21 protein-coding genes and 3 pseudogenes are annotated in these 23,339 nt (G+C 34.2%); 9 read left to right on the top strand and 15 right to left on the bottom strand.

The genetic code is table 11. From position 1 onward, the window contains the following. Positions 1-55: 55 nt before the first annotated feature. Positions 56-3,568 (bottom strand): DUF4020 domain-containing protein, encoded by a 3,513-nt coding sequence (locus JFU20_RS27810; protein ID WP_201039148.1) that lies wholly within the window; start codon positions 3,566-3,568, stop codon positions 56-58. Between the two features lie 150 nt (positions 3,569-3,718). Between JFU20_RS27810 and JFU20_RS27805 the strand changes: the two genes are divergently transcribed. After that, positions 3,719-4,156 carry a YndM family protein gene (locus JFU20_RS27805; protein ID WP_002032800.1) on the top strand — a complete coding sequence of 146 codons (438 nt, stop codon included), beginning with the start codon at positions 3,719-3,721 and terminating at the stop codon, positions 4,154-4,156. Positions 4,157-4,337: 181 nt separating this feature from the next. On the opposite strand, the gene JFU20_RS27800 is transcribed toward JFU20_RS27805, so the two are convergent. Then, positions 4,338-4,862 carry a cysteine hydrolase family protein gene (locus JFU20_RS27800; protein WP_201039147.1) on the bottom strand — a complete coding sequence of 175 codons (525 nt, stop codon included), beginning with the start codon at positions 4,860-4,862 and terminating at the stop codon, positions 4,338-4,340. A gap of 42 nt (positions 4,863-4,904) precedes the next feature. Beyond that, complete coding sequence (locus JFU20_RS27795) at positions 4,905-5,444, bottom strand: GNAT family N-acetyltransferase (RefSeq protein ID WP_201039146.1); 540 nt, start codon at positions 5,442-5,444, stop codon at positions 4,905-4,907. Positions 5,445-5,664: 220 nt separating this feature from the next. On the opposite strand from JFU20_RS27795, the gene JFU20_RS27790 reads away from it, so the two are divergent. Beyond that, positions 5,665-6,168, top strand: coding sequence for a kinase (locus JFU20_RS27790; RefSeq protein WP_002013426.1), 504 nt, complete (start codon positions 5,665-5,667; stop codon positions 6,166-6,168). Between the two features lie 30 nt (positions 6,169-6,198). Here JFU20_RS27790 and JFU20_RS27785 read toward each other — a convergent pair whose 3' ends face one another. The 4 genes from JFU20_RS27785 to JFU20_RS27770 form a co-directional block, all read right to left on the bottom strand. Then, positions 6,199-6,873 (bottom strand): hypothetical protein, encoded by a 675-nt coding sequence (locus JFU20_RS27785; RefSeq protein ID WP_002165576.1) that lies wholly within the window; start codon positions 6,871-6,873, stop codon positions 6,199-6,201. A gap of 52 nt (positions 6,874-6,925) precedes the next feature. Further along, complete coding sequence (locus tag JFU20_RS27780) at positions 6,926-7,348, bottom strand: SMI1/KNR4 family protein (protein WP_002013423.1); 423 nt, start codon at positions 7,346-7,348, stop codon at positions 6,926-6,928. 352 nt (positions 7,349-7,700) lie between these two features. Then, positions 7,701-9,161 (bottom strand): cell wall-binding protein EntB, encoded by a 1,461-nt coding sequence (gene entB, locus JFU20_RS27775; RefSeq protein ID WP_201039145.1) that lies wholly within the window; start codon positions 9,159-9,161, stop codon positions 7,701-7,703. A gap of 216 nt (positions 9,162-9,377) precedes the next feature. Continuing rightward, complete coding sequence (locus JFU20_RS27770) at positions 9,378-9,869, bottom strand: hypothetical protein (RefSeq protein ID WP_002013448.1); 492 nt, start codon at positions 9,867-9,869, stop codon at positions 9,378-9,380. 180 nt (positions 9,870-10,049) lie between these two features. Here JFU20_RS27770 and JFU20_RS27765 point away from each other — a divergent pair, with 180 nt between their 5' ends. The 3 genes from JFU20_RS27765 to JFU20_RS27755 all read left to right on the top strand — a co-directional run bounded on the left by JFU20_RS27765 (position 10,050) and on the right by JFU20_RS27755 (position 12,523). Next, positions 10,050-10,430 (top strand): VOC family protein, encoded by a 381-nt coding sequence (locus JFU20_RS27765; RefSeq protein ID WP_002013449.1) that lies wholly within the window; start codon positions 10,050-10,052, stop codon positions 10,428-10,430. Positions 10,431-10,482: 52 nt separating this feature from the next. Continuing rightward, positions 10,483-10,968, top strand: a complete 486-nt coding sequence (locus JFU20_RS27760; protein ID WP_002013450.1) for a GNAT family N-acetyltransferase — start codon at positions 10,483-10,485, stop codon at positions 10,966-10,968. A 217-nt stretch (positions 10,969-11,185) separates the two neighbouring features. Continuing rightward, positions 11,186-12,523, top strand: coding sequence for an FAD-binding oxidoreductase (locus JFU20_RS27755; protein ID WP_201039144.1), 1,338 nt, complete (start codon positions 11,186-11,188; stop codon positions 12,521-12,523). 152 nt (positions 12,524-12,675) lie between these two features. Here JFU20_RS27755 and JFU20_RS27750 read toward each other — a convergent pair whose 3' ends face one another. Beyond that, on the bottom strand, positions 12,676-13,233 hold the full coding sequence (locus JFU20_RS27750) for a class I SAM-dependent methyltransferase (RefSeq protein ID WP_002013455.1): 558 nt from the start codon (positions 13,231-13,233) through the stop codon (positions 12,676-12,678). 540 nt (positions 13,234-13,773) lie between these two features. Here JFU20_RS27750 and JFU20_RS27745 point away from each other — a divergent pair. Further along, positions 13,774-14,610 (top strand): COG4705 family protein, encoded by an 837-nt coding sequence (locus tag JFU20_RS27745; RefSeq protein WP_201039143.1) that lies wholly within the window; start codon positions 13,774-13,776, stop codon positions 14,608-14,610. A gap of 135 nt (positions 14,611-14,745) precedes the next feature. Here JFU20_RS27745 and JFU20_RS27740 read toward each other — a convergent pair. From JFU20_RS27740 to JFU20_RS27720, 5 genes and pseudogenes are all read right to left on the bottom strand, one after another. Then, positions 14,746-14,886: pseudogene (locus JFU20_RS27740) on the bottom strand (flavoprotein); the annotation flags it as partial. A 43-nt stretch (positions 14,887-14,929) separates the two neighbouring features. Beyond that, a complete protein-coding gene (locus JFU20_RS27735; RefSeq protein WP_002165573.1) occupies positions 14,930-16,480 on the bottom strand; it encodes an MFS transporter in 1,551 nt (516 codons plus the stop codon). A gap of 11 nt (positions 16,481-16,491) precedes the next feature. Continuing rightward, a complete protein-coding gene (locus JFU20_RS27730; protein WP_201039142.1) occupies positions 16,492-17,076 on the bottom strand; it encodes a TetR/AcrR family transcriptional regulator in 585 nt (194 codons plus the stop codon). 103 nt (positions 17,077-17,179) lie between these two features. Continuing rightward, positions 17,180-18,177 (bottom strand): annotated as a pseudogene (locus tag JFU20_RS27725) (hypothetical protein). A gap of 46 nt (positions 18,178-18,223) precedes the next feature. Next, positions 18,224-18,747: pseudogene (locus JFU20_RS27720) on the bottom strand (sigma-70 family RNA polymerase sigma factor). Between the two features lie 130 nt (positions 18,748-18,877). Here JFU20_RS27720 and JFU20_RS27715 point away from each other — a divergent pair. Continuing rightward, positions 18,878-19,360 (top strand): hypothetical protein, encoded by a 483-nt coding sequence (locus JFU20_RS27715; protein ID WP_002013465.1) that lies wholly within the window; start codon positions 18,878-18,880, stop codon positions 19,358-19,360. Then, on the top strand, positions 19,341-19,469 hold the full coding sequence (tnpB, locus tag JFU20_RS27710; RefSeq protein WP_002165570.1) for an IS66 family insertion sequence element accessory protein TnpB: 129 nt from the start codon (positions 19,341-19,343) through the stop codon (positions 19,467-19,469). Before JFU20_RS27715 ends, tnpB begins: the two co-directional genes overlap by 20 nt. Positions 19,470-19,731: 262 nt before the next feature. On the opposite strand, the gene JFU20_RS27705 is transcribed toward tnpB, so the two are convergent. Continuing rightward, on the bottom strand, positions 19,732-20,268 hold the full coding sequence (locus JFU20_RS27705; RefSeq protein WP_002013466.1) for a DinB family protein: 537 nt from the start codon (positions 20,266-20,268) through the stop codon (positions 19,732-19,734). A 111-nt stretch (positions 20,269-20,379) separates the two neighbouring features. Continuing rightward, positions 20,380-21,426 (bottom strand): DUF2332 domain-containing protein, encoded by a 1,047-nt coding sequence (locus tag JFU20_RS27700; RefSeq protein WP_002013467.1) that lies wholly within the window; start codon positions 21,424-21,426, stop codon positions 20,380-20,382. A gap of 400 nt (positions 21,427-21,826) precedes the next feature. On the opposite strand from JFU20_RS27700, the gene JFU20_RS27695 reads away from it, so the two are divergent. Beyond that, complete coding sequence (locus JFU20_RS27695; RefSeq protein ID WP_002013468.1) at positions 21,827-23,329, top strand: malate:quinone oxidoreductase; 1,503 nt, start codon at positions 21,827-21,829, stop codon at positions 23,327-23,329. Positions 23,330-23,339 lie beyond the last annotated feature (10 nt).

The raw sequence follows: 23,339 nt of genomic DNA, 5'->3' as shown, positions 1-23,339 counted from the left end.
TTTCAAAACACTGTCAATAACTTTTTATATATTTTTTTAAAATTCCACTTCCGCCCTATGATTCCTCTTGTAAATTCTCCGTTACGATTCCGATGCGAATTATTTCATTTTCTATTAAATTTAATACATGTCTTTCTACTTCATACCTGGTTAATAGTTCTTTTATTTGTATGATCTCACTTTCAAGTAAATCGGCTTCTTGACACGTCTGCAGTAAAGTGAAAAACACATTTGCATACAATTCTTTATACGCTTTCATACGCTCTTTCTTTTCAAGTATCTCTATAAACAACTGTTTCATTTCTTCTTGATTAGATTGTCCTTCCACACCTTGAAATTTACTAGAAATAATATTTAATCCTTTTTCTAAAACCTCAACCATGCATAAAACAATACGTAAAAGCATCATATATTCTCTCGTTGTTATTACGCCCATTTTCGGACGTTCTCTTAAAAACACACTAAGCCACGCTGTCCAAAATTTTTGTTGTTCCTTACCACTTAACGTTTTTACGTAGTAGCATAAATACTGCATAAATTTAATTTTATTCTCTTCGTTTTCTTGCATCAAAAGTGGATATAACCAATCTGTTTTTTGCTCCCAATATAATACGCATTTAATAAATACAAAGCTAAGCCATTTTAAAAATGCTTCTCTCGTATATGGATGTAGTGCATCTAAATGTTCTACTGCATACTTAATATATCGTCTTATTTCTGTAAACAAAGGTAGATTAATTTGCGTATAACATAATCCCGCCCACGCATATTTCGTAAGCTCACTTTCTTTCTTTAAATCTAAGTAAGGTAGTACATTTTTCCGACACCATTGCTTCTCAATATGGTATAAAAACGTAATATCTGCTGTTAAACGAGCAAACATAAAGTTTGTACGTTCCGAAGTAACCCTTACCTGTTCCTCAAATAAAAATAAATATTCATACACGTTGCGATCGTATAAATGATCATATGCTAGCAGTTTTAGTAATACAGCAGTCATCTTCCCAACAGGGTGCTGAATGGATTCATTGTAAAACTCTTGTTTTCCAATTTTAAAATCCGATTCCCCTCTCATAACTTGTGGAAGTACAGAAAAGGCAAAGCGTTTTACAATCCGTATACTATTTTCATCTAACTCTTCTAATCGATTACTAATTTCATATAGAAAACTACTAATTAACCAATGAAAAGCAGTATTTCTAATAAATTTCTGCAATAACGGAATGATTTTTTGAATTTGTTCATTCGCCAAATTCCGGTTATTTCGCCACTCTCTAATACACACAAACCATACTTCATTACTAATTTCGTGCACGCCTACTAGTTGATAAGCAAACGAAATACTCCACTCTACATTCAATTTACACGCTTTTGATAACATCTCTAAAAAATGGCGTTGTTCAAAAACACCGTCTCTTGAAAATTGCCGAACTTGCTCCATTATTTCATCGTCTTTCAGCTGTAGTAATCCATCAGCTGTTACATTGCATGTAATACGTTGTTCATTTGCCTCTTTCTTTGGAACACTGTATAGATCTGAAGAAAAATGGGGGTGTTTCTGTTTCATTAGCTCGTATCCTTCCGCCGTACACTTACTATTCGAATCACACGTGAATAGTAAGTCTAATACAAGACAAGCATCAAACGCCCTCTCTTCTGCAAGATACTCTAATACATGTTGAATTACTTCTTCTTTCGTTTCCTCTAAAGCATCTGCGTAATAATTCTTTAAAAGTTGAAACACTTCATGTTTACATGTGAAATCTAACAGAACATCTACATGTAACAACCACTTCAGTTTGTCATCCGCTGTAACGAATACATTATTAATCATTGCTTCAATTGCAATTCGCTTTTGAAGTACACTATCAGTTTCTATCATTTCTGTAATATAATGATTTGCTTTTTTCTCATTGTTTTCACATAAATATGTAAGACACTCTTTTACAATTTGAATTAAAAATGTAAAATCATTTTGCTGTAACTCCTGCTCTGAAATTTCTCTATCTCTTCTTTTCAGTGCATTTTGTCTTAATGACAATAGTTGTATCTTTTCTAACCCCGTAACCATAATCGGATTTGCGTAGTAAGCGATATGTGGTCTCATTTTCTCTTTCCAAATTCGCTCCACATGAGAAAAAATAGGCATCGGTATACGACTCGATTCCTCGAGTTCAATCGACTCTTGCGTATCATTTCCCCATCTTCTTACACGCTTCAATTTAAGTTTCCCATCTAAAATAAACGTTAATAGCAACAAGCCAATTTCTTTATGCTCAGGGAAAGAACATTTTTGCAATAAATATGTGATCATTTCAATAGAGCTACTATCTTTCTCTGCTGTTTCTAATAAAAGCAATGTCCATCTTGCAAACAACAAAGGGTCCATCGTTTCTTTCGTTTCGTTTAAGTAAGTACAAATTGTTCGCCACCATAACGGGGATATTTTAGAATGATTTTTAAAAATCAATTGAAATAGTTCTTTTTGATGACTAAATAGAAATTGCTCCACTAACCATTCCGCAAGCAATTCATCTACTTCATCATAATTTGCTGTAAGCAGAAATAAATTTCTTAGTTTCCCTTCTGCTTCAAGCCATTCCACCCATTCATAATCACGAGCAAATTCAACGAAGTACCGAACGGTTTCAATTTTTTTTATTGACTGTTTTATATAGGATAATTGCTCCTGCTCTACTGATGGAGGAACGGTTACAATATCACGAATACGCATTCTTTTCGTAATATAATTATCCCCCATTAATTCCGCCCACCGCTTCACCGCTTTCACAAGCGCCTGATGATTATTTGCTTTATTCGGATACACAATCGGTCTTATCCCTAAATGCTCCCAATGATATGTATTATCACCTTGTGCGACGAAAGCATAACGCCTTGTACTCGGTGGTAAGCCTGTTGCTAAATATTTCATTACAGGATCATTATGACTATACCCAACGAATAAAACAGTGTAATTTGAGAATAGATCAACTAAAAATCGTCTCGCCCACCCTTCTGTTAGGTAAGCCCTTCCAAAATCACCATCCGTTAAAATTAAAGCTTCTTTCTCTTGTTCTACATTCCCATGTATGTAAGCCAACCCTTTAAACGCTCTCCCTGTCGGTAAAGCAGGTGCATAATAAATATTCAGCTCTCTATTCATTTCTGTAATTACAGACGTAAAATGTTGATCAAAGTTTGTCGTTACAATTCGAACATCCGTATCTAACGGAAACAGCCTTGGAATCGCATAGTGTAATGGATTTGGTTTTGATTTTTCTATATTAACGAGGTCTCTTGCAACTTGATGCACATCTTTCGTTTTCGCAATTTTACCGAGATAATAATCGTGGGGTTCTGTCATCTCACGCCTTTCGACATATAAAGCTTTCGAAATTTCATCAACTAAATCATCGAAATTCGGTAAGTTTGATTTCCCCTTCATAGAAACTCCTGCTCCAACGAATAATACTAACTTACCTTGTTCAAGGTGATCGATTAACTCATCTGGAATTTCTACTTCTGAAGTTATCCACATCCCGGATTCCCCCTTACCTAAAAATGGCATACACTCTCATTTCACTATAACATTTTTTAATTGTTTTTTTAATATTTAGATAAAATTTCAGCATGATAAAGTTTTATATAAATTAAACCGTTCCAATGTATGAACTCCTGAATTTATTGTAAAACTATGTATAAATGGGAGGTGTAAATATTGAGTGATATTACTGTAATACTTATCAAATTTATATCATGCATCATCGCTTTTAGTATCGGACTAGCTCTATTTTTCCCAGCAACGCTCGTCCAAATCATTTCTTTTAGTCTCTTCGTCACAATCGTTTCTTATATGTTTGTTGATAAAATTATTTTAAATCGAATTGGCAATTCCGCTGCCATTATGACGGATTTCTTACTTACGTATTTAAGCGTTTGGATTTTTGGTAATATTTTATTAGACAACTACATGCAAATTGCATGGGGCAGTATCCTTTCTGCCATCGTCTTTACATTATCAGAAGTAATCGTCCATCGCTTTTCTAATTCCCACACAAGGCACAGCAATGATAACATTCGAATTAATCGCCGGTTTGCATATGGTACCGAGTTTGCTGAAGAACAGAATGTGTTGGATAAAGATAAGAAGAAATAACGTTTTGGTGAAGGAGTACCCTTGTTGATAATGTGGTACTCCTTTTTGTTTTTTTGTGATATCAATACGGTGAATGAAATTATATCAACAATTCGACAAGAAATATCGATTTATCGACAACGTTTGATAGCCTATCTTCAAATAAAAAAGCTGCCCCATTAAGAGACAGCAACTTCTGTAATTACGCTTTTACTTTTAAATCTTTTAACGTAATAACATCTGCAAATGATCCAAATACAACATTATGATGTTTTACAATATCTTCAGCGCGTAATACATCTGTGTCAAATGAGCTATGTGCATCACTTACTAATGTTACTTTATACCCTTCACTAAACGCTCTTCGCGTTGTCGTATCAACACAGTACTCTGTTTGCATTCCTGAAATAATAACATGCTCAATCCCTTTTCCTTGTAACACTTCGTTTAAGTTTGTCTTATGGAATGAGTCTGGAGTCGTCTTTTCAACGACAAGCTCCCCTTCTCGCGGTGCAATCGCCGCATGTACTTTCCAACCATCTGTCCCTTTTTCTAATGGATGATCCTTAGGTCCATTATGTTGGACATAAATAACCGGAATACTATTTGAACGACATTCCCCAATGAGCTCTTGCAACGTTTCTAAAAACTTTTCCCCATTATGTACTGGGATTCCTGCTGTATACATACCCGCTTGCACATCAATAACTAGTAATGCCTTTTTCATTTCACACAGCTCCCTTTATTTTTATAAGCCCCTGCATATTTATTATAATTGTTTATATTCTACCATCCAACAATCTTCTAATTTCCCCTCATGCAGTTCATGTTTCTTTAATATCTTCACCTTTTTAAATCCGCATTTTTCATAACAGCTTATCGCACGTTCATTATTTACTCTCGGATCCATCGCGATTGCTTCCGCACCCAATTTCTCCATAATGTATGTAATAGCTGCTTGAACAAGTTGTGTTCCAATTCCTTTTCCCCAAAAGATCGGTTCACCGATAAATTGGTCCATTCCCCATACATTCTGCGATTCTTCATATCCATATAACGCTTTCCATTCAGAATCAACTGGATACATTTGAATGTAACCGATCGGCACTTCATCGAATTCTATTAAACATCTTTTTTCATTACTGTTTGGATGATGTATAAAATGTTCAAGTACCTTTTCTACAGATTGCGGATTATCTCTTCCTTCGTAATACTGTAGGACTTCTGGGTCTTTTAACCATTTAGAAATGATAGGTGCATCGTTTTTTGTTACATATCTAACTAATAATTGTCCCTTTTGGAATAACATAGGCCACCTCCTTATTAGTTACTCTTATAATAACTTTTCTATATACGGATAGTAATTTTTTAAAACAGCTTTACTTGCATAATCCCACAATAAGAAATTATTCTGTTCAACTTATACTGAGTATCATAAACTATTACTTAACAAACTAAAAGAATGTTTCCCATAATGAAGTTCTTTTGTAACAAGACCTAAAAAACTAAAATAATTTGGAGATGAGACTTTGAAATCAACATTAATTATTCTTCGAGGAAACTCCGCAAGTGGCAAAACAACAATCGCAAAGGAACTGCAAGAACATTTCGGGCAAGGAACACTTCTAGTCTCACAAGACGTTGTGCGCAGGGATATGCTAAAAGTGCACGACACAATGGGTAACTTATCTCATGATTTACTATTTGAAATTACGAAGTACGGAAAAGGAAAATGTGAATTTGTCATTTTAGAAGGTATATTAAACAGTCGTAGATATGGAGATATGTTAAAAGAATTGATATATTATTTTGAAGGAAACGCGTATACATATTACTTCGATTTATCTCTCGAAGAAACGATTAGACGGCATAATACTAGAGAAAAACGACTTGAGTTTGGAGAGGATTTATTGAGTAAATGGTATAATCCTCACGATACAATTGAAGTAGATAGAGAAACTGTTTTTACAGATAATTTCACACAAAAAGACATATTTCATGCGATTCTTAATGAGGTTACAAAACAAAAATAAGACTGACAGAATGAGTCAGTCTTATTTTTATTATGTACTTTGTATTTCAGTTTTCATAACGGAACACTCTTTACATAAATAATAATATATATTCATTTCCCCAAACTGAAAATCAACTACTGAAATAAGTTCCCGTTTTTCAAGGTCTTGTGTAATTGTAGCAACATACATCATCGCTTCTGAACAACTTGGGCATGCCAAATCTTCTGGAAGATCTTCATATAATGGTGCCCCTAATAATCTACATACATATTCCGAACCGAATAAGTCAAAAGCTTCCCAGTAACTATCTTCATCAGTAGGTATATCTTCATTTTTCATATTCGTTAACTTTACATTCGTTTTTGGTAGGTGAACCGGTAGCTTATACTCATCTTCCATTACCCAATCTTCCGTATTATCCTGCTTTATTATTTGAACTGTTTTACCCCCATTACTTAACTGAAAATATTGAGGTTCCCACACCATCGCACAGTTCAGACAAGAAACTAATGGTAAAACATTTAATTCACCACTTTTAAATTTAGCAAGCCTCTCATCTTTCAAATCAAAACAGAGAATTTGATGCATCTTCTCACCGCATAGCTTACATACTGGCAAATTGCAATCTTGACCACCAAAGTAATGAGTATATGAATCTTTCCCTTCAATTACTCTATACCCTTTTATTTCATTGTAATGTGCGCCATATAATTCTATTGTCATATTCCATCCTCGCTTTAAATACATCTGATTCATTATATTATAATCATTAACACTAAAAAGCATCGTCTTCCTGAATAGTTTCTAAAATAAATCCTTTTAAACTTGGGGCTATTTCTTCCATTTCTTCATCTTCGTGATACCAAATATATATTTCATCATCCATTATTCCGTTATTTATTTTAAAGCACAATTTATCTCCTGAACCATCGTCACCAATTATAATAAAATCTTCAGGCATATGCTCATCGCTCAACTCAACGTTTTGTCTAACTATATCATCCCAAGTTTTCACTAAATTTCTATTATCTTTAATAGGATATAGTATCCATTCTCCTATTTCGGCGTTATTAACTAATTTAAAAAGATCCCTATATTGCGCTGGAAAAATAGCACCTAACTTTTCTTCGGTTTCTTTTATATGTAATTCAAATAATCCTTGTTTCTTTGTTTCAATATATTCTCTTATTTCTTTCATGAAATACACCTATCCTTTGAACTTAATTACACTATTATGAGTGAAAGTGCTTAGTAAATGATTTGATCCGATTTATATATTTCATTATATGTTAACTCTTCGTTGCCATCATACTATTCTTCTCTATTTCTCAATGAATTTCTGTTATATTTCCTCACCTCATTCTTAATAGTTGTATTTTATAGACATGATACAAGTTTCATTTTTTATTTATGTTTTAGTGCAGATTTAATAATACTCCCTTTAAAACTCCTATATTAAATCAAAATGGTTTTTTCAATGCATCACATTAACTCAAAAAATAAAAGCCAGTCTCAATAAAGAGAACTGACTTCTATTTGGATAACCATTATTATAAAACTTTTACTTTAACAGTTTGTCTTCCCCAGTTCATAGCTTTACTTTTTGAACCCATTAAAACATCAATACGATTTCCTTTAATAGCACTACCAGTATCACCAGCAATAGCTTCTCCATAACCTTCTACCCATACTTTAGATCCTAATGGGATTACCTTCGGATCTACTGCGATAATTCTCATATTAGGATTTACCGTTAAATCATGACCCATCGCAGTTAAAACGCGTCCACCATATGTACCATTTTCACTTGGATCAGCAGTATATGCTGTCGCTACTACCGTTAATTCACGTTTAGCAGACTGTGAGTTATTTTTAGATACTTCTTGTGTCTTTGTTGCTTCTTTTGCTTTCGCTTGTTCTTGTTCTTTCGCTTGTTCTTGTTCTTTTACTTTCGCTAATTCTTGTTCTTTCGCTTTCGCTTGTTCTTGTTCTTGTTCTTGTTCTTTTACTTCTTCTTTCGCTTTTACTTCTTCTTTCGCTTTCGCTAATTCTTGTTCTTTTACTTTCGCTTGTTCTTGTTCTTTTACTTCTTCTTTCGCTTTTACTTCTTCTTTTGCTTTTACTTCTTCTTTTGCTTTTACTTCTTCTTTCGCTTTTACTTCTTCTTTCGCTTTTACTTCTTCTTTCGCTTTTACTTCTTCTTTCGCTTTTACTTCTTCTTTCGCTTTTACTTCTTCTTTCGCTTTTACTTCTTCTTTCGCTTTTACTTCTTCTTTCGCTTTTACTTCTTCTTTCGCTTTTACTTCTTCTTTCGCTTTTACTTCTTCTTTCGCTTTTACTTCTTCTTTCGCTTTTACTTCTTCTTTCGCTTTTACTTCTTCTTTCGCTTTTACTTCTTCTTTCGCTTTTACTTCTTCTTTCGCTTTTACTTCTTCTTTCGCTTTTACTTCTTCTTTCGCTTTTGTTGCTACCTTAGCTTTTGCAACTTTCTGCGTTTTTGCTTCTTCCTTCGCATTTACCGCTTTTTGTACTTTCGCTACTTGCTTCGTTTTCTCTTCAGCTTTCTTTTCAATTGGTGCTGTACTTGATAGGAAAGAAACGTTTGCATAAGCTGTTTTTCCTTTATACTCAAATTGTAGCCATCCATCTTTTACTTGATGCGTTGATTCAATTACATCATCTTTTTTCAGTCTGCCAAGAATTTTTGATTCTGTGCTCGCTTCAGAACGTACATTTAATAGGTTTGCTGTTACATGATAAACATCTTTTGTAAATTCCGAACTTACAAACAATTCTTTACCATTTAAATCAATTTTTGACCATCCTTCTTCAGTATGTATGACTTTTAACTTTTGTCCTTCTTTTACTTTTTCGATAACTTTTGATTCCGTTGTTGGCTTTTCACGTACGTTGAGTACATCCGCTGTTACGATAGTTTCTGCGATAGCAGATGTTGTAAAAGCCCCCAATCCAAAAACTGTTGCTGTTGCTGCGCCAATTAATTTTTTCATAATAGCCTCCATTGCGTTTTTTGGGGTTTTATCAAATGCTTCCATAAAATTAGGTGATTTCACGGAATATCAAAACATTTGCAAAGGTACATTGATATCGCTTAATATACCGTTATTAAAACCCTTTACTCCAATAGTATCAAATTCTCATTTTTAATTCTATACATTATAAATCTACTTATCTTATATAAACGTTTCCTATCCTTCTTCTTTTTACTAAATGGTTATCGCAATTCCTGCCAGAAATAAACTTACGATTGCTAAAAATTGAGTACCGACTATAGCCCCTCTTAAATGAAACTTGTAATCTTTATATCCCTTCATCCCTTCCGTACAAGGAATAACAACAAATCTCGGAGTAATCCAGCAAAATATAAGCCAATCGATTATTAATAAATCTACTAAATTGAAAATCATTAAAATGCTAAAACTATGTAAATAGGCCTCAATATACAATAGTTTTTCATGTTGATGTAATATATATGTTGAAACGAAAGGAGTACCGAAGAGAATCACATTGTATGCAATACTAAAGTAAATCGTTTGCTTTTTTTCATTAATCGATTTCGGAAAAACTACCTTTTGAATATCTTTTGGATAATCATTTAACCAAAGACGAGGATTATAATATAAAGACCCCAAAATCATTACGGATAGTACAATAGACATGATGACACCAACGTACATTGTTTGCTCTAATTGACTCATAAGTCTCATTCACCCTTTTCTGTAATTCCTATGTAAGTCATTCACTTAATTACACATTGTATGTACGTATACAACCCAAAATTAACAATTATCTTTAACACCGAATCAAATTTCTTGCAATGTACATGCAACTTTTATACAGTGGAAGCCTAATTAGTACAGATAGGATTGGTGAAACCTATGAAAATCGAACATATCGCAATTTGGGTAAATGATTTAGAATTAATGCGTACTTTTTATACGAAGTATTTCAACGGCAAAGCAAACTCTTTATATCATAACGAAGTAAAACAATTTGAATCTTATTTTATTACGTTCGAATCTGGAGCAAGGCTTGAACTTATGCGTAAGAAAGGTATAGAAAACGAGCCTAATCTTAATATAACTGGCTATGCACATATGGCTTTCTCTGTTGGCAGTAAGGAACGTGTGAATGAACTGACAAAAACGTTAAAAGAAGCAGACTATTCTTTATTAAATGGACCACGTTTCACTGGAGATGGCTATTATGAAAGTGTAATAAGCGATCCAGAAGGCAATCAAATAGAAATCACGATTTAACTATCGTTTATCTTTTCTGAAGAACAAATGAAAATTAGTTTGGAGGAAGCATATGCATAAGCTACATTTCAAAAAATTTGAAGCAACAGATTTTAATCACTACTTCCTGCTCGTATCAAATGAAAGAGTAATGGCACAAATTACAGAGCGCACCATTCCGTTAGATGAAGCACAAAACGACTATGAAAAATTATTAAGGCGCAATGAAAAATATAAACTGTATGGATCTTATAAAGTTTATAACAGTGCAACAAATGAATTTATCGGACTTGGACATATAACAGTAAATGAGGATGATTTTAAAGAAGCTGAACTTGGTTATATGTTATTGCCAGAACACTGGGGAAAAAGATATGGTAGTTGTATTGCAAGAGAATTAATTGAAATAGCGAAGCATACTGATGTAAACGTACTAAAAGCAATTATCGATCCAAATAATATCCCCTCTCGAAAAATTTTATTAAACGCTGGTTTTACATCAGATATAGTTTGTGAGATTGATGGATTACCTGGGGAGATTTTAATTAAATATATTTAATTTTATTTAGGCAATGCTGCATTTATAATTTGTGTGGTGTTGCCTTTTATTTATTATTTCGATTCACTGATTCATCCGAAAACCTCATTCTAGGAATAATCCCCCTCACTCATTCATCTACTTATAACGTATAGTCAGTTCTATTTTTATATCCGCTTTTCCACATTACGAATAGCAATATAGATATTTTATTATGTGGCAAGGAGAGAATGCTTAAATGAGTAATCAAAACATTGAACTTACAGGACGTATCGTAACTCCCCAAAATCCAGAATATAATTCAGCTCGCGAGGAGTTCAACACATTCTTCAACAAATTCCCATTAATTATTGTCTTTGCTCAAAATACACAGGATGTAGTAAATGCAGTTCGCTGGTCGAGACAGTATAACGTACCTATGCGTATGCGCTCTGGTCGTCATAATTATGAAGGTTTATCCGTTAACAACGCTGGAATTGTAATTGATGTAAGTGAAATGAAGCAACTAGAAATAGATCATAACGGCGGGACTGTTACAATCGGAACTGGGTGGAGAAACCTTTCTTTAACTGAAACGCTCGCAGCTGAAGGGTTAGTTGTGCCAAGCGGCGTTTGTCCTACTCCTGGTATTGCAGGTGTAACATTAGGCGGCGGACATAGTATACTCTCCCGTCCATGGGGATTAACTCTTGATCATTTAATTGAGCTAGAGATGGTTGACGCGAACGGTTGTATTGTACGTGCCAACGCTAAGCATAATTCAGATCTCTACTGGGCATATCGAGGTGCAGGTGGTGGTAACTTTGGAATATGTACTTCATTCAAATTTCGAACACATAAAATTAACACAGTGGGATTTACGGAAATAAGCTGGGACTTAACAGATTTAAAATCTGTACTAAAGTCTTGGCAAGAATATACTCTTCCTTGCGCTGATAAGCGACTTACGAGCACCCTCTTCATGTCTTCAGAAGTGGAACCATCGTTATTAATGCAAGGAGTATTCCTAGGATCAGTCCAAGAATTGCAAGCACTTCTGCAGCCATTATTACAAGCCGGTTCACCGTTAACAGTAACTATAGAAGAAATACCTTGGGTAGAAGCGGCAACACGAATAGCTGCAACACAGCCTATAGAGCCTTTACCATTTAAAAGTGTAGGTCCATATGTGTATGCACTATTGCCAGAAGAAGCACTCACGATCATCGAACACTTTATAAACAATACACCACAACATGCAACAACTTCTGTATTTTTCCATGGATTAGGCGGAGCCGTAGCTGAAATATCGAACGAAGCTACAGCTTATTTTTACCGAAAAGCACTTTCGAACATGTCAATATTCGCCACTTGGAATCAAGCAGAAGGTGCTGCCGCAAGCATTCGGTGGACCGAAGATTTTCGATTAGCGATGCTCCCGTTCACAAAAGGCGTTTACGTTAATACACCTGACCTTTCCATTAAAGACTGGCCAGATGCTTACTACAGCTGTAACTTTGACCGGTTAATGGAAGTAAAGGCTAAATATGACCCGAAAAATGTTTTCAACTTTCCGCAAAGTATTCCGCCCTTTTAATAGTCCAAAATGAAAGGTATAGTTTATATTTCTCGCAAAAAAATGAACGATTCTTTCTGTAATTCTCACAGGAAAAATCGTTCATTTTTTATGTTGGAAATAATTCATTTCTTTTGTATGATATTGCTTTGTTTTCGCACCTTCCCATCACCTTACATAAAGCAAGTGAACACGAACGCCGGTGGAATATTCCAGTTTATTTTCTTCACCTCAATATTTGCAAAAAAAGAACGGAAAAATTGTTGTTTAAAGCGTGTATATTGGAAAGTAATAAATTTCCCTTCTTCCCCTAATACTTCTTTTGTTACCTGTAATATCTTTGTAGAAGTATCAAGGGATAAACTGGTAAATGGCAATCCTGAAATAATATAATCCACTTGGGTAATTTTATATTTCTGAACATACTTTTCCGTATATTCGGCAGAATCATGAATAATGTACACATTTTCCATGTGTGAATATCGCTTTTGAAGTATACGGTAAAACTGTACGTTATTCTCAATGATTAACAATACTGTTTCATTATGTTTATGTTGAATGAGCTGTTCCGTAAACACTCCAGTTCCTGGTCCATACTCAATAATGCATTTTGCTTGTTCAAAATTTATAGGGGCTACCATTTGTTTTGCAAGTTGCTTAGAACTTGACAATACCGCTCCTACAGTTCTTGGGTGCTTTATATATTCACTTAAAAAATGTAGTACATGCATAGTCTTCTTCCTCTTTCCTTGTAGGATACAAGGTATACACTACTAAAAAAATATTAAAATCTGATGAGAAATACATAAGATATTCTTAATATCCCCCTAAATACAAAAGAAACTTAACCGATTAGTCTCCAACTTATTGTTCGCAAAACAAAAAGACGTAGTATTACAAATACCCAATCACACATGCTTCAACATAGAGACACAAGTATTATAGCGTCAAATGCTTGTTATTATGACGTTCTTGGCATGTGAGTCATGCTTGTATAGACTCATGTCAAACTATTATTTTGCAGAAAACGACCAACTTAGGATATCAAATGAAGAGTATCAATTTTGCTGTATTTTCAATGTCGCGAACAAAAAAAGGATATACTTTTTTAACTGTATTTGTTAAATAAAAAAGACACTTTAGAAATTTCTTTTTTTCATCTTATTTTAATGATTTTTTCATCCAAATTTCATCTGAATCTCATTCTTATTAGTTACACTCTGTATATAAATTGGCGCTGGCCATAAAAAACTAATAAGGAGGAATCCTACATGAACTATTATGAGAAGGATCAGGATAAGAATAGAGAAAATCCATCCATTTCTGATGAAGTCGCTTCCGTTTCATCACTAGGCTGGCAGATGCTGAACAAAGTTCCAGAAATCACGATTTTCTTCTGGATTATCAAAATCATGGCAACTACAGTGGGCGAAACAGGCGCAGACTTCTTAAATACAAACCTGAACTTTGGCTTGACTAAAACGACCTTTGTTATGAGTGCTCTCTTGCTCATCACACTGTTCTTCCAGTTTAGGTTGAAGAAGTATGTTCCAGGGATTTACTGGCTCACTGTCTTGCTGATTAGTGTTGTCGGTACGCTAGTCACCGACAATCTTACGGACAACTTCGGGGTCGCTCTAGAGACGACCACCATCGTTTTCACCCTTTCCTTAATGGCAACTTTTGCTGCTTGGCATGTGAGTGAGAAGACACTGTCCATTCACTCTATTTACACAACAAAGCGAGAAGCATTCTACTGGTTGGCTATTCTGTTCACCTTCGCCTTAGGTACTGCAGCTGGTGATCTCGTAGCAGAGAGTCTCAACTTAGGTTACTGGATTTCAGCGCTCATATTTGCTGCATTAATTGGGGCTGTAACCGTCGCTTACTACCGCTTCAAATTAAATGCAGTGTTGGCCTTTTGGATCGCTTATATTTTAACTCGTCCTTTCGGCGCCTCTTTTGGCGATTATTTATCACAGCCTCACGATTCCGGTGGCCTTGGTCTCGGTACGGTAGGAACAAGCGTACTCTTCCTCGTAATAATCTTGAGCTTAGTTATTTATTTGACCAAGACGAAAAAAGACGTAAGCCAGAGCCTAAATTAATATATATTTTGTCTAAACCTTAAAATAGGTGACATGATTGCCTAATCGTTAGTACAAAATTTCAAACAAAAGAAAATGAAAAGGCAATACTACTTTTAAACTTACAGTAGTATTGCCTTTATACAAAATAAATCATTATTCCCTTGTTTCGTCTACTATACTATGAATTAAAGAAATTAGAGCTTGTTTTGTTCCCTCATCTGTAACTTTTGCATCATCACTAAATTTAGTACGCACAGACGGAATTAATAACGAGCCATTTTGAACGACAGTTGTATATTCATTAATTTTGTTTACATAATAGTATTATGTAATAAAACTATCCTTTTAACGAGATTGCACCTGTTTTCCTACTAACATACATACCAACTACATTACAAATGAGCGCTAAAGTAAAAATAACTGCACCCATTAAAAATGTTTTATTAAAACTATATAAAATTCCTTGTTTATGTTGCTGCTTCATCTGATCGTATAACTTGTTAGCCTCTTCAGACTTTAATATACTGTATTTATTTTTATCAATTCCTTTCATCGCTTGCAACACTTGTTCTCTTTCTATAGTTGTTAAATTACTTTTTTCAATCACAGTCAGTACTTCTTTATTTACTTTTTCTTTTTCAACTAACAATTGATGATTCAAAAACATGACCAGTATCGCTACCCCTACAATACTTCCGACCGTTCTAGAGATATTACATACGCTTGAAGCAACACCTGTTTTCTCCGTAGGCACACTTAAAACCGCAGTTGTTGTATACGGTGCTAAAGTACATCCTGTTCCAATTCCAACGATCACTAATCTCCATATATAATCCCATGTAGTAAAGTTTGAATCTATATGACTAAATAAATACGAGGCTATGATAAAAGCAATCATCCCTATACTACCTATTAATACACTACCTTGTTTCGCTGCAATTGGTGTTACTACCCCTGTAACAACCATAGATACAATTGCTAAAGTACTAATAATTAAGCCTGACTGTAGTTCAGACATACCTTCTACTTGAACGAAATAAAAAGCAAGTATAAATAAAAAGTTCATTAATCCCATACCAACGAAAAATAAGGAAAGATTTGAAATTGAAAACTCTTTATATGAAAACAACTTTAAAGGTAACATGGGATTATTACTTTTCTTTTCGATACTGAAAAATAATATAAAACTTATTAATGAGAGCATAAAAAGAAGAATTAAGCTTAACATACTTAATTGATTTGTATTTACTTGTATGAGTGCATATACAAGTAAGCATAGTGCAGATGCAGAAGTAATCATACCCGCCCAATCTATTTTAGAGCTTGCAGTATGATCATACGATTCTTTAATACAAAGAATCACGAAGATTAAAGATAATATGCCAACTGGGACATTAATAAAAAACACCCAGCTCCAATTCAATTTATTAGTTAAAACACCACCAAGTGAAGGACCAATTGCCGCCGCTAACCCTCCGAAAGCCCCCATAATACCGCCTATCATACCTTGTTTCTCTTTCGATACTAACTCAAGGCCCAGAGGCATAGCAACTGGTACGATAATTGCGGCCGAAATCCCTTGCAATACTCTAAAAACTACTAGTGTATGAAACGAAGTGGCAATACCACACATAAACGAACTAATAGAAAACCCTAATAAACCTATAATATACAGCTTCTTGCGACCAAACTGGTCCGCAAGACGTGCTGCAATTAATAAACACGATACAAAGGCAACATTATAACTATTAGCAATCCAAGAAATGGTATCAATTGACGTATGAAATGTCTTTGTCATTTCTGGTAATGCGATATTTACAATGTTTGAATCTAAAATTGCCATAAAAAAACCTGCGATTAACGCTAGTAATGCAAATGTATTTCGCATTTTCCCCATCCCTATTCGTTTTCTTTATTTAAAATCCCATTCATAAATAAATTTACACAAGTCTCTATATACTCTTCTATCTGAATTTCTTCTTCCGCTATACTAACATTCATAATGTATAAAAACAGTTGTCCGTAAAACAGATTCGCTATTAAATGGTAGTTACATGAGGAAATATGCCCCTTTTCTCCAAGTTGCTTTAAATAAGTTTCTAAATGATCCACTAAATGTGAATTCAACTCATGCAGTAATGTTTTCATTTCACTATTTTGTCTTGATTCAATTAACGCAGCCCAAATATAATTTAGCTTCGGCAAATTGATTTGAATATATGTTTCTGCTACTTTCGTAAGGTCCTTATGTAAATTACCAGTAAATTGCTCTTCTATTTCCTCTAACAAAGCCACTGGTGTCGTACGTAAAATAATACTCTCTCTAAATAGGTTTTCCTTATTTTTAAAGTTACGGAATATCGTTAATTCGCTAACCCCTGCTTTTTCCGCCACTTCACGAATTGTTGTCGCTGTATACCCCTTTTCACCGAATAATAAAGTAGCAGCTTCCATAACTTTTTCTCGTGCTGTTAATTTCCCCATCTTTATTCCTCCATCCAATGTGTAAGTAAGTAATTACTAACATATTATCATAAAAGAAAAATGAAAGTAACTACTTACTTTCATTTTTCTGACATTTCATTATCTATTCAACAACTGAAATTAAAACTTTCTCAAGCTCTTTTTTAGATAGCATACTATCGTTTATATACACTTGGTATGCACTTCTTCTTTCTTTTGCAGGTACTACTATTTTCATAGCCCGTCCATTCGACTCTTTATACTCACCAAATGTAATATCGTATCCTTTTAGTTTATATGTTTTAATGTCTTTATAAAAATTTGGTCCTTTTTCAGTTGCTTTATCAAACGGTTCTTCAATAAAATAATCTTTTTTATCCTCTTGATGTATTTCTAATTGATGAATTGTAAATCCTAATTCCGCGTTTGATGTAGATGGCTTTTTTTCACATTACGATCTTCATATCTCATTGTAATAAGAGGTCTTGGTTTTCCTATTGTGGCATCTGCCTTTGCCTCTTCTGAAATAAGAACATGGTCTTTTGGAATATAGCTAGGACGCTTTATTGGAAAACCAGTTATATCTCCGGCTTGTTCAAATGTATATGTAAAATGTTGATCTATTTTTCCCTCATATTTGTTTAGCTCTTCCATTACCTCACTATCTCTTTTTTTTTCATCAGCATTTAAACGACCTATAGCTGTATGTTTTCTTTCTCCATTTTCTACGACACTAACTTTCTTATAAAAATGATATGTTTCTTGTAATAACTCTACATATTTTTCAAAGTCCTCTTTTGTAAATAAGTTTTTAGCAACTTCTACCCTCTCCATCAATCCTGTATAGCCGTCTTCTGACATTCCCATATCTTTTCTCGCTTCTTCTGGTGTACCTATAATTTTATCGATTATTGTTGTACCCGCAAAAGTACCGGTTGGAATAAGAACAGCCGCAGCTATAAAGCCAAGTAATAACTTTTTTTTCATAGAAGTTTTCCCTTTGTTTTTCATTTGTTGGTATTTATGAAAAGAGGTTTGTACTTTATTTTCTAGATTAGTATTTGGTTCGATTGATTCCGCTTTTCTTTTCAATTCATTCGTTATATATTTTTCAAAATCCATTTACTTCTCCCTCCCTTATTTCTGGCATATGTTCCATTTCTGTTCTTTATTGTTTTAACGCTGTATGTAATCGAGATTTCACTGTGCCAACAGGGATTTGAAGAAGCATTGCAATTTCGTCCAGGCTATATTCATGGAAGTAACGCATAATAACGACTTCACGATGCTTTTATACGATAATTTTTGTACAACTTCTACTAGTTCATTACGTGTTTCTTTATGTAAAATGCCCTCATCCATTATATATGACCGGTCTTGCTCATACATTTTCTTCTTTTCAAAGATTCGAAATCGCCGCCACGATTTACGACGCCAATCTTGCACTTGTTTTACAACGATACCATGTAACCAAAAACGAAATGAACGGTTCATATCATAATTCGTTACTGACTTCCACATTTTGATGTACACTTCATTAACTATATCGTCTAAATCTTGGTGTTGATTCCCTAATAAAAATACTACTGTTCTATAAATATCTTTACAGGTGTATTCATAAGTAACTTGAAAGGCTTCTGGGTCTCCGGACTCCATTTTATATAGCCATTCTTTAAATTCTACTTCATCCAAAATTACGTTCCCCTCTCATGATCTTTCACACTATATTCGTCCGTTTCTCACAAAAAGTTCATTTTACATAAAAATTTATTTATTACAATAAAAATATAATATATATTTTACAGAAAGGAGGATTCGTATAATGAACAAAGAAGACAAACTTTATGCAGAAAAGGTATTAAAACACCTCTTTATAGGAGCACAAGTTGATGGATTGCAATTTGGTATTTCTCCAGCAACTATAAAGATTCATTTTACAAATTTTGAAGCTGCAGTTGATTATGATGGGCAATTATATGTCAACATCGAATCGAAATGGTGTTTATTTAATACTCCACCAGAAAAGTACCCTTCTAATGAGGATGAATTTGACGATTATACTGAGGAGGAAGAATATAAGAGAATTTTTGAAGTAAGAAGACAAAAAGTTACAGACATACAACTTGCTAATGAATCTCCGCATTTATTTATAACATTTGAGAACGAACAAATCATGTTTGTAAATGGTTTTCATGATCACTATGAATGCTGGCAAGCTGGGGTCCAATTTGAGGATTGGCTTGTAGTTGCTGCACCTGGGAATGAAATCGCTACTTGGACTCCCGATGAATTTACTAATAAATAAGCTGTCAGAAATCACAATAGAAAAAGTATATCTTGCACCAGGGGCAACAGATTTACGTAAATCAATTGATGGACTAGCGACTGTTGTAAAAGAAGAATTTGAAATTTAAAATCACCTCGTTTTAACAGGAAAAAGTGGCATTTTTACTATTTCTAATGTTCGCTAATGCTTATTGCGTGATTTGGTTCCATTGCTACACAAACCCCAATACCCACCCTTAGCTTGATGGGCATGTATAGTGCCCCTATTAGCATCAACGAGAAGGAATAGACCTTGTAAAAAAACACTTATAATTCCACTGATACGCAGAAAAATAAAAAGAGAATAATTCAGAAATTTCCTATGAATCATTCTCTTTTTATTTTCATATTTTAACATGCTGGATATGCCTTAGAACCCAAATAACGTTCTTTTATAAGTTGACGATGATGAAGCTCATGACCAGCAATTATGTTTGCTAATGCAAGAACCGTGACTTCAGAATTGTTCGCAATTCCCCTTTGTGACCAAGCTTCTTTATCTAAACTTTTAAGCAAATGCATAGTAGATTGGCGAACAACTGTTAAATTCTCAAGAAGATCTTGCATAGATTGCTTATCAAAAGCTGCTCTAAGAACATACATATCATCGTTATATCCAGGAAGTTCTGCTGTCTCGCCTCTTGCTATGGAAAGCAATCGATATGCCATAATACGTTCAGTATCCGCAATATGACCGATTACTTCTTTTATACTCCACTTATTAGGAGCATATCGGAAATGTCCCTCACTATCAGAAATATCCCTCAATAAAAGATTCGTTTCCTTTATTTGTTGCTCTAGAATATGTATGATATCTCCATCTGGTATTAAGTTTATGTACGTTGAATAATATGGGTTATATTCATTTGCTTCTGGTCTCTTTTGCATGCTTATCATCCTTTTTATTTTATCTTTATATACAACTTATCATAAAGTATTATCATATTAATCAAAAAAATTAAATTTTAAAACAAAAGGTCCCCATCCTATAGGATTACATTAACAAAGCGACTCATCCGCCAGCTTCCAACTAAACCATCTTCCATGCCCTTCTGTTTCCCCAATCGTTTCACAATATTCGTTTCCGTTAATATAATAATCAATATGAAGGTCCCGGTCCCACATGTTGTTATATAGGTGGAATACATCACGTTTTGCACCAATTTCTTTAATTTGTTTTTCTAGCGTATGTTTTACATTTTCAGGTATTTGGTTTGCTACATGTGTATGGAAAATACAAATCACCGCATCTTCCCTTATTTGATCTGCAATTGATGGAAGAAGTGCTACACCGTCACCTTCTATTAATCTCACTGATTTTTCTTTTACAAGCGCTGCTGCTTGATCGAATAGTTCAAGTCTTTCTTTATGTTCTGGCCAAATAAGCGCGCGTAACCATAAATAATCTTCATCGGCATTTAAATCGTTCACGTGTAAATCTAGTCCGATTCTTTCTACGACAGGTGGACTTTGTTTTAAAAAGGATGGCTTCTTATCCCCTTTTATTTCTGATTGTAAATGAACATTAGACTGTGTGTTTCCAAATACCTCTTCCGTTCCATATGAATAACGATATTGATCCCAAAACAGTTGTAATCCCGCACTTGTACCAATTTCTATTAACGCTAACGGTTTGTTCACTTTATTAAATATGTAACAGAAACTTGGATATAAATAGGCACATCGCCTTACTTCATTCGTTTGAACGAGTTTCGTTTGTAATAAAGAGATAATTTCTTCTCGATATTCATGGCAAAAATCTTTAAATTGATGAAAGGCATTTTCAAAATTTGTATCAGCATCTTCAACTAAACTATAATAATACCTTTTTAAACTGTGTTCTTTTCCTTTTAACAATAAATAATGGACTGCACCTAATAATACGTTTGGGATTGGTTGACCAGGTTGTGCGTAGGAAGCTAACGTAAGAACTTCCTCATCTTCAGAAATTTTTATTGATAAATATTCGTATAAATCACTTGATCCTTTACATTCATTCTCAGAAAAATTCCGAAATAAGTTCGCGATTTGTTCTCGTGTAAGCATTGGTATCCCTCCTGTTTTATTTTCAGAATAATCTTACCATTAATTTATAATTTACTCCATTTTTACAAATTTCCAAAGATAAAATAGAGTAATAAAAATATTAGTAAGTTTTTTTGGGATAACATCAAACTGGAATTCTTCTCCAAATTCCGCTTTACTACTATGCTTTTTACCCTTATGACAGAAGAATTCTATGAAATAAAACGTTAAATAGTTTAAAATTATCAGATAACACTAGATATTTTAGTCTATTAATTATTATAATAGACTATGAGATGGTTATATAATTGAGACAAAAAAGGTAAATACCTAGGTGGGGCCTAGGCGGTGTTTTCTTTTTACGGCTTAGATATAAAAACACCTACTCTTTTTTGCCAATATAGGGGATGGAGAGATTATCATGAGCAACATGCAGCAAAAAACAGACGTTATCTTAATTGGCGCAGGAATTATGAGCGCAACGTTAGGATCATTACTTAAAGAATTGGCACCTGAATGGGAAATTAAAGTATTTGAAAAACTCGCTAATGCCGGAGAAGAAAGTTCTAACGAATGGAATAATGCTGGTACAGGACATTCTGCGCTATGTGAGCTTAACTATACATCCGAAAAATCTGACGGGTCTATAGATATTGGTAAAGCTGTAAAAGTAAATGAGCAATTTCAACTTTCAAGACAATTTTGGGCGTATCTTGTTAAGAGAAACTTAATTCGTAATCCACAAGATTTTATTATGCCACTACCTCATATGAGTTTAGTGCAAGGAGAAAAAAATGTGGAGTTTCTAAAAAATCGTTTTGAAGCGCTTTCAAAAAACGCGCTATTCCAAGGAATGGAATTTTCTGATGCTCCTGACACATTAAAAAAATGGCTTCCACTCATTATGGAAGGTCGTAACTCTAATGAACCAATGGCTGCAACAAAAATTGATTCTGGAACAGATGTTAACTTTGGTGCGCTAACACGTATGTTATTTGATTACTTAAAAACTAAAAATGTGGAGCTTAACTACAAACATAGTGTCGAAAATATTAAACGTGCGAAGAACGGTTTGTGGGAAGTAAAAGTACATGATATGAATAGTGGTAAAATCGAACACCATACTGCAAAATTCGTCTTTATCGGCGGCGGTGGCGGTAGCCTACCTCTACTTCAGAAGACTGGTATTCCTGAGTCAAAACATATTGGAGGATTCCCAGTAAGTGGACTATTTATGGTATGTAAAAACCAAAAAATTGTAGAGCAGCATCATGCAAAAGTATACGGAAAAGCTAAAGTTGGTGCTCCGCCAATGTCTGTACCTCACCTTGATACAAGATATATAGACAACAAAAAAGCTTTACTGTTTGGACCATTTGCAGGCTTCTCACCTAAATTCTTAAAAACTGGCTCAAACCTTGATTTAATTGGTTCTGTAAAACCGAATAACGTCTTAACGATGTTAGCAGCCGGTGTAAAAGAAATGGGATTAACAAAATACTTAATCCAACAAGTTATGTTATCACACGAAAAGCGTATGGAAGAATTACGTGAGTTTATTCCGAACGCTAAAAGTGAAGATTGGGATACTGTCGTGGCTGGACAACGTGTGCAAGTAATTAAAGATACTGATGCAGGTGGGAAAGGAACACTTCAATTTGGTACAGAAGTTGTTAGTGCAAATGACGGATCAATCGCTGCGTTACTTGGTGCTTCTCCAGGTGCTTCTACTGCTGTTCACGTTATGCTTGAAGTATTAGAAAAATGCTTCCCAGAACGTATACTAGAATGGGAGCCAAAGATAAAAGAAATGGTCCCTTCTTACGGCGTATCACTAACGGAAAATCCAAGACTGTTCCAAGAGCTTCACGCTTCAACAGGACGCACACTTGGGTTAAATGAAAAAGAAGCTGTTCACAATTAATGAATAGATT

The organism is Bacillus sp. TH30, from assembly GCF_016650875.1.
Taxonomy (GTDB): Bacteria; Bacillota; Bacilli; order Bacillales; family Bacillaceae_G; genus Bacillus_A; species Bacillus_A mycoides.
This window is presented reverse-complemented; position numbering and strand designations above follow the sequence as displayed.

Bases quoted from the DNA above. Each gene is read 5' to 3' on its own strand.
- JFU20_RS27810 (WP_201039148.1), bottom strand. From the start codon at position 3,568: ATGCCATTTTTAGGTAAGGGGGAATCCGGGATGTGGATAACTTCAGAA.
- JFU20_RS27800 (WP_201039147.1), bottom strand. From the start codon at position 4,862: ATGAAAAAGGCATTACTAGTTATTGATGTGCAAGCGGGTATGTATACA.
- JFU20_RS27795 (WP_201039146.1), bottom strand. From the start codon at position 5,444: ATGTTATTCCAAAAGGGACAATTATTAGTTAGATATGTAACAAAAAAC.
- JFU20_RS27785 (WP_002165576.1), bottom strand. From the start codon at position 6,873: ATGACAATAGAATTATATGGCGCACATTACAATGAAATAAAAGGGTAT.
- JFU20_RS27780 (WP_002013423.1), bottom strand. From the start codon at position 7,348: ATGAAAGAAATAAGAGAATATATTGAAACAAAGAAACAAGGATTATTT.
- entB (WP_201039145.1), bottom strand. From the start codon at position 9,161: ATGAAAAAATTAATTGGCGCAGCAACAGCAACAGTTTTTGGATTGGGG.
- JFU20_RS27770 (WP_002013448.1), bottom strand. From the start codon at position 9,869: ATGAGTCAATTAGAGCAAACAATGTACGTTGGTGTCATCATGTCTATT.
- JFU20_RS27765 (WP_002013449.1), top strand. From the start codon at position 10,050: ATGAAAATCGAACATATCGCAATTTGGGTAAATGATTTAGAATTAATG.
- JFU20_RS27760 (WP_002013450.1), top strand. From the start codon at position 10,483: ATGCATAAGCTACATTTCAAAAAATTTGAAGCAACAGATTTTAATCAC.
- JFU20_RS27755 (WP_201039144.1), top strand. From the start codon at position 11,186: ATGAGTAATCAAAACATTGAACTTACAGGACGTATCGTAACTCCCCAA.
- JFU20_RS27750 (WP_002013455.1), bottom strand. From the start codon at position 13,233: ATGCATGTACTACATTTTTTAAGTGAATATATAAAGCACCCAAGAACT.
- JFU20_RS27745 (WP_201039143.1), top strand. From the start codon at position 13,774: ATGAACTATTATGAGAAGGATCAGGATAAGAATAGAGAAAATCCATCC.
- JFU20_RS27735 (WP_002165573.1), bottom strand. From the start codon at position 16,480: ATGCGAAATACATTTGCATTACTAGCGTTAATCGCAGGTTTTTTTATG.
- JFU20_RS27730 (WP_201039142.1), bottom strand. From the start codon at position 17,076: ATGGGGAAATTAACAGCACGAGAAAAAGTTATGGAAGCTGCTACTTTA.
- JFU20_RS27715 (WP_002013465.1), top strand. From the start codon at position 18,878: ATGAACAAAGAAGACAAACTTTATGCAGAAAAGGTATTAAAACACCTC.
- tnpB (WP_002165570.1), top strand. From the start codon at position 19,341: ATGAATTTACTAATAAATAAGCTGTCAGAAATCACAATAGAAAAAGTA.
- JFU20_RS27705 (WP_002013466.1), bottom strand. From the start codon at position 20,268: ATGCAAAAGAGACCAGAAGCAAATGAATATAACCCATATTATTCAACG.
- JFU20_RS27700 (WP_002013467.1), bottom strand. From the start codon at position 21,426: ATGCTTACACGAGAACAAATCGCGAACTTATTTCGGAATTTTTCTGAG.
- JFU20_RS27695 (WP_002013468.1), top strand. From the start codon at position 21,827: ATGAGCAACATGCAGCAAAAAACAGACGTTATCTTAATTGGCGCAGGA.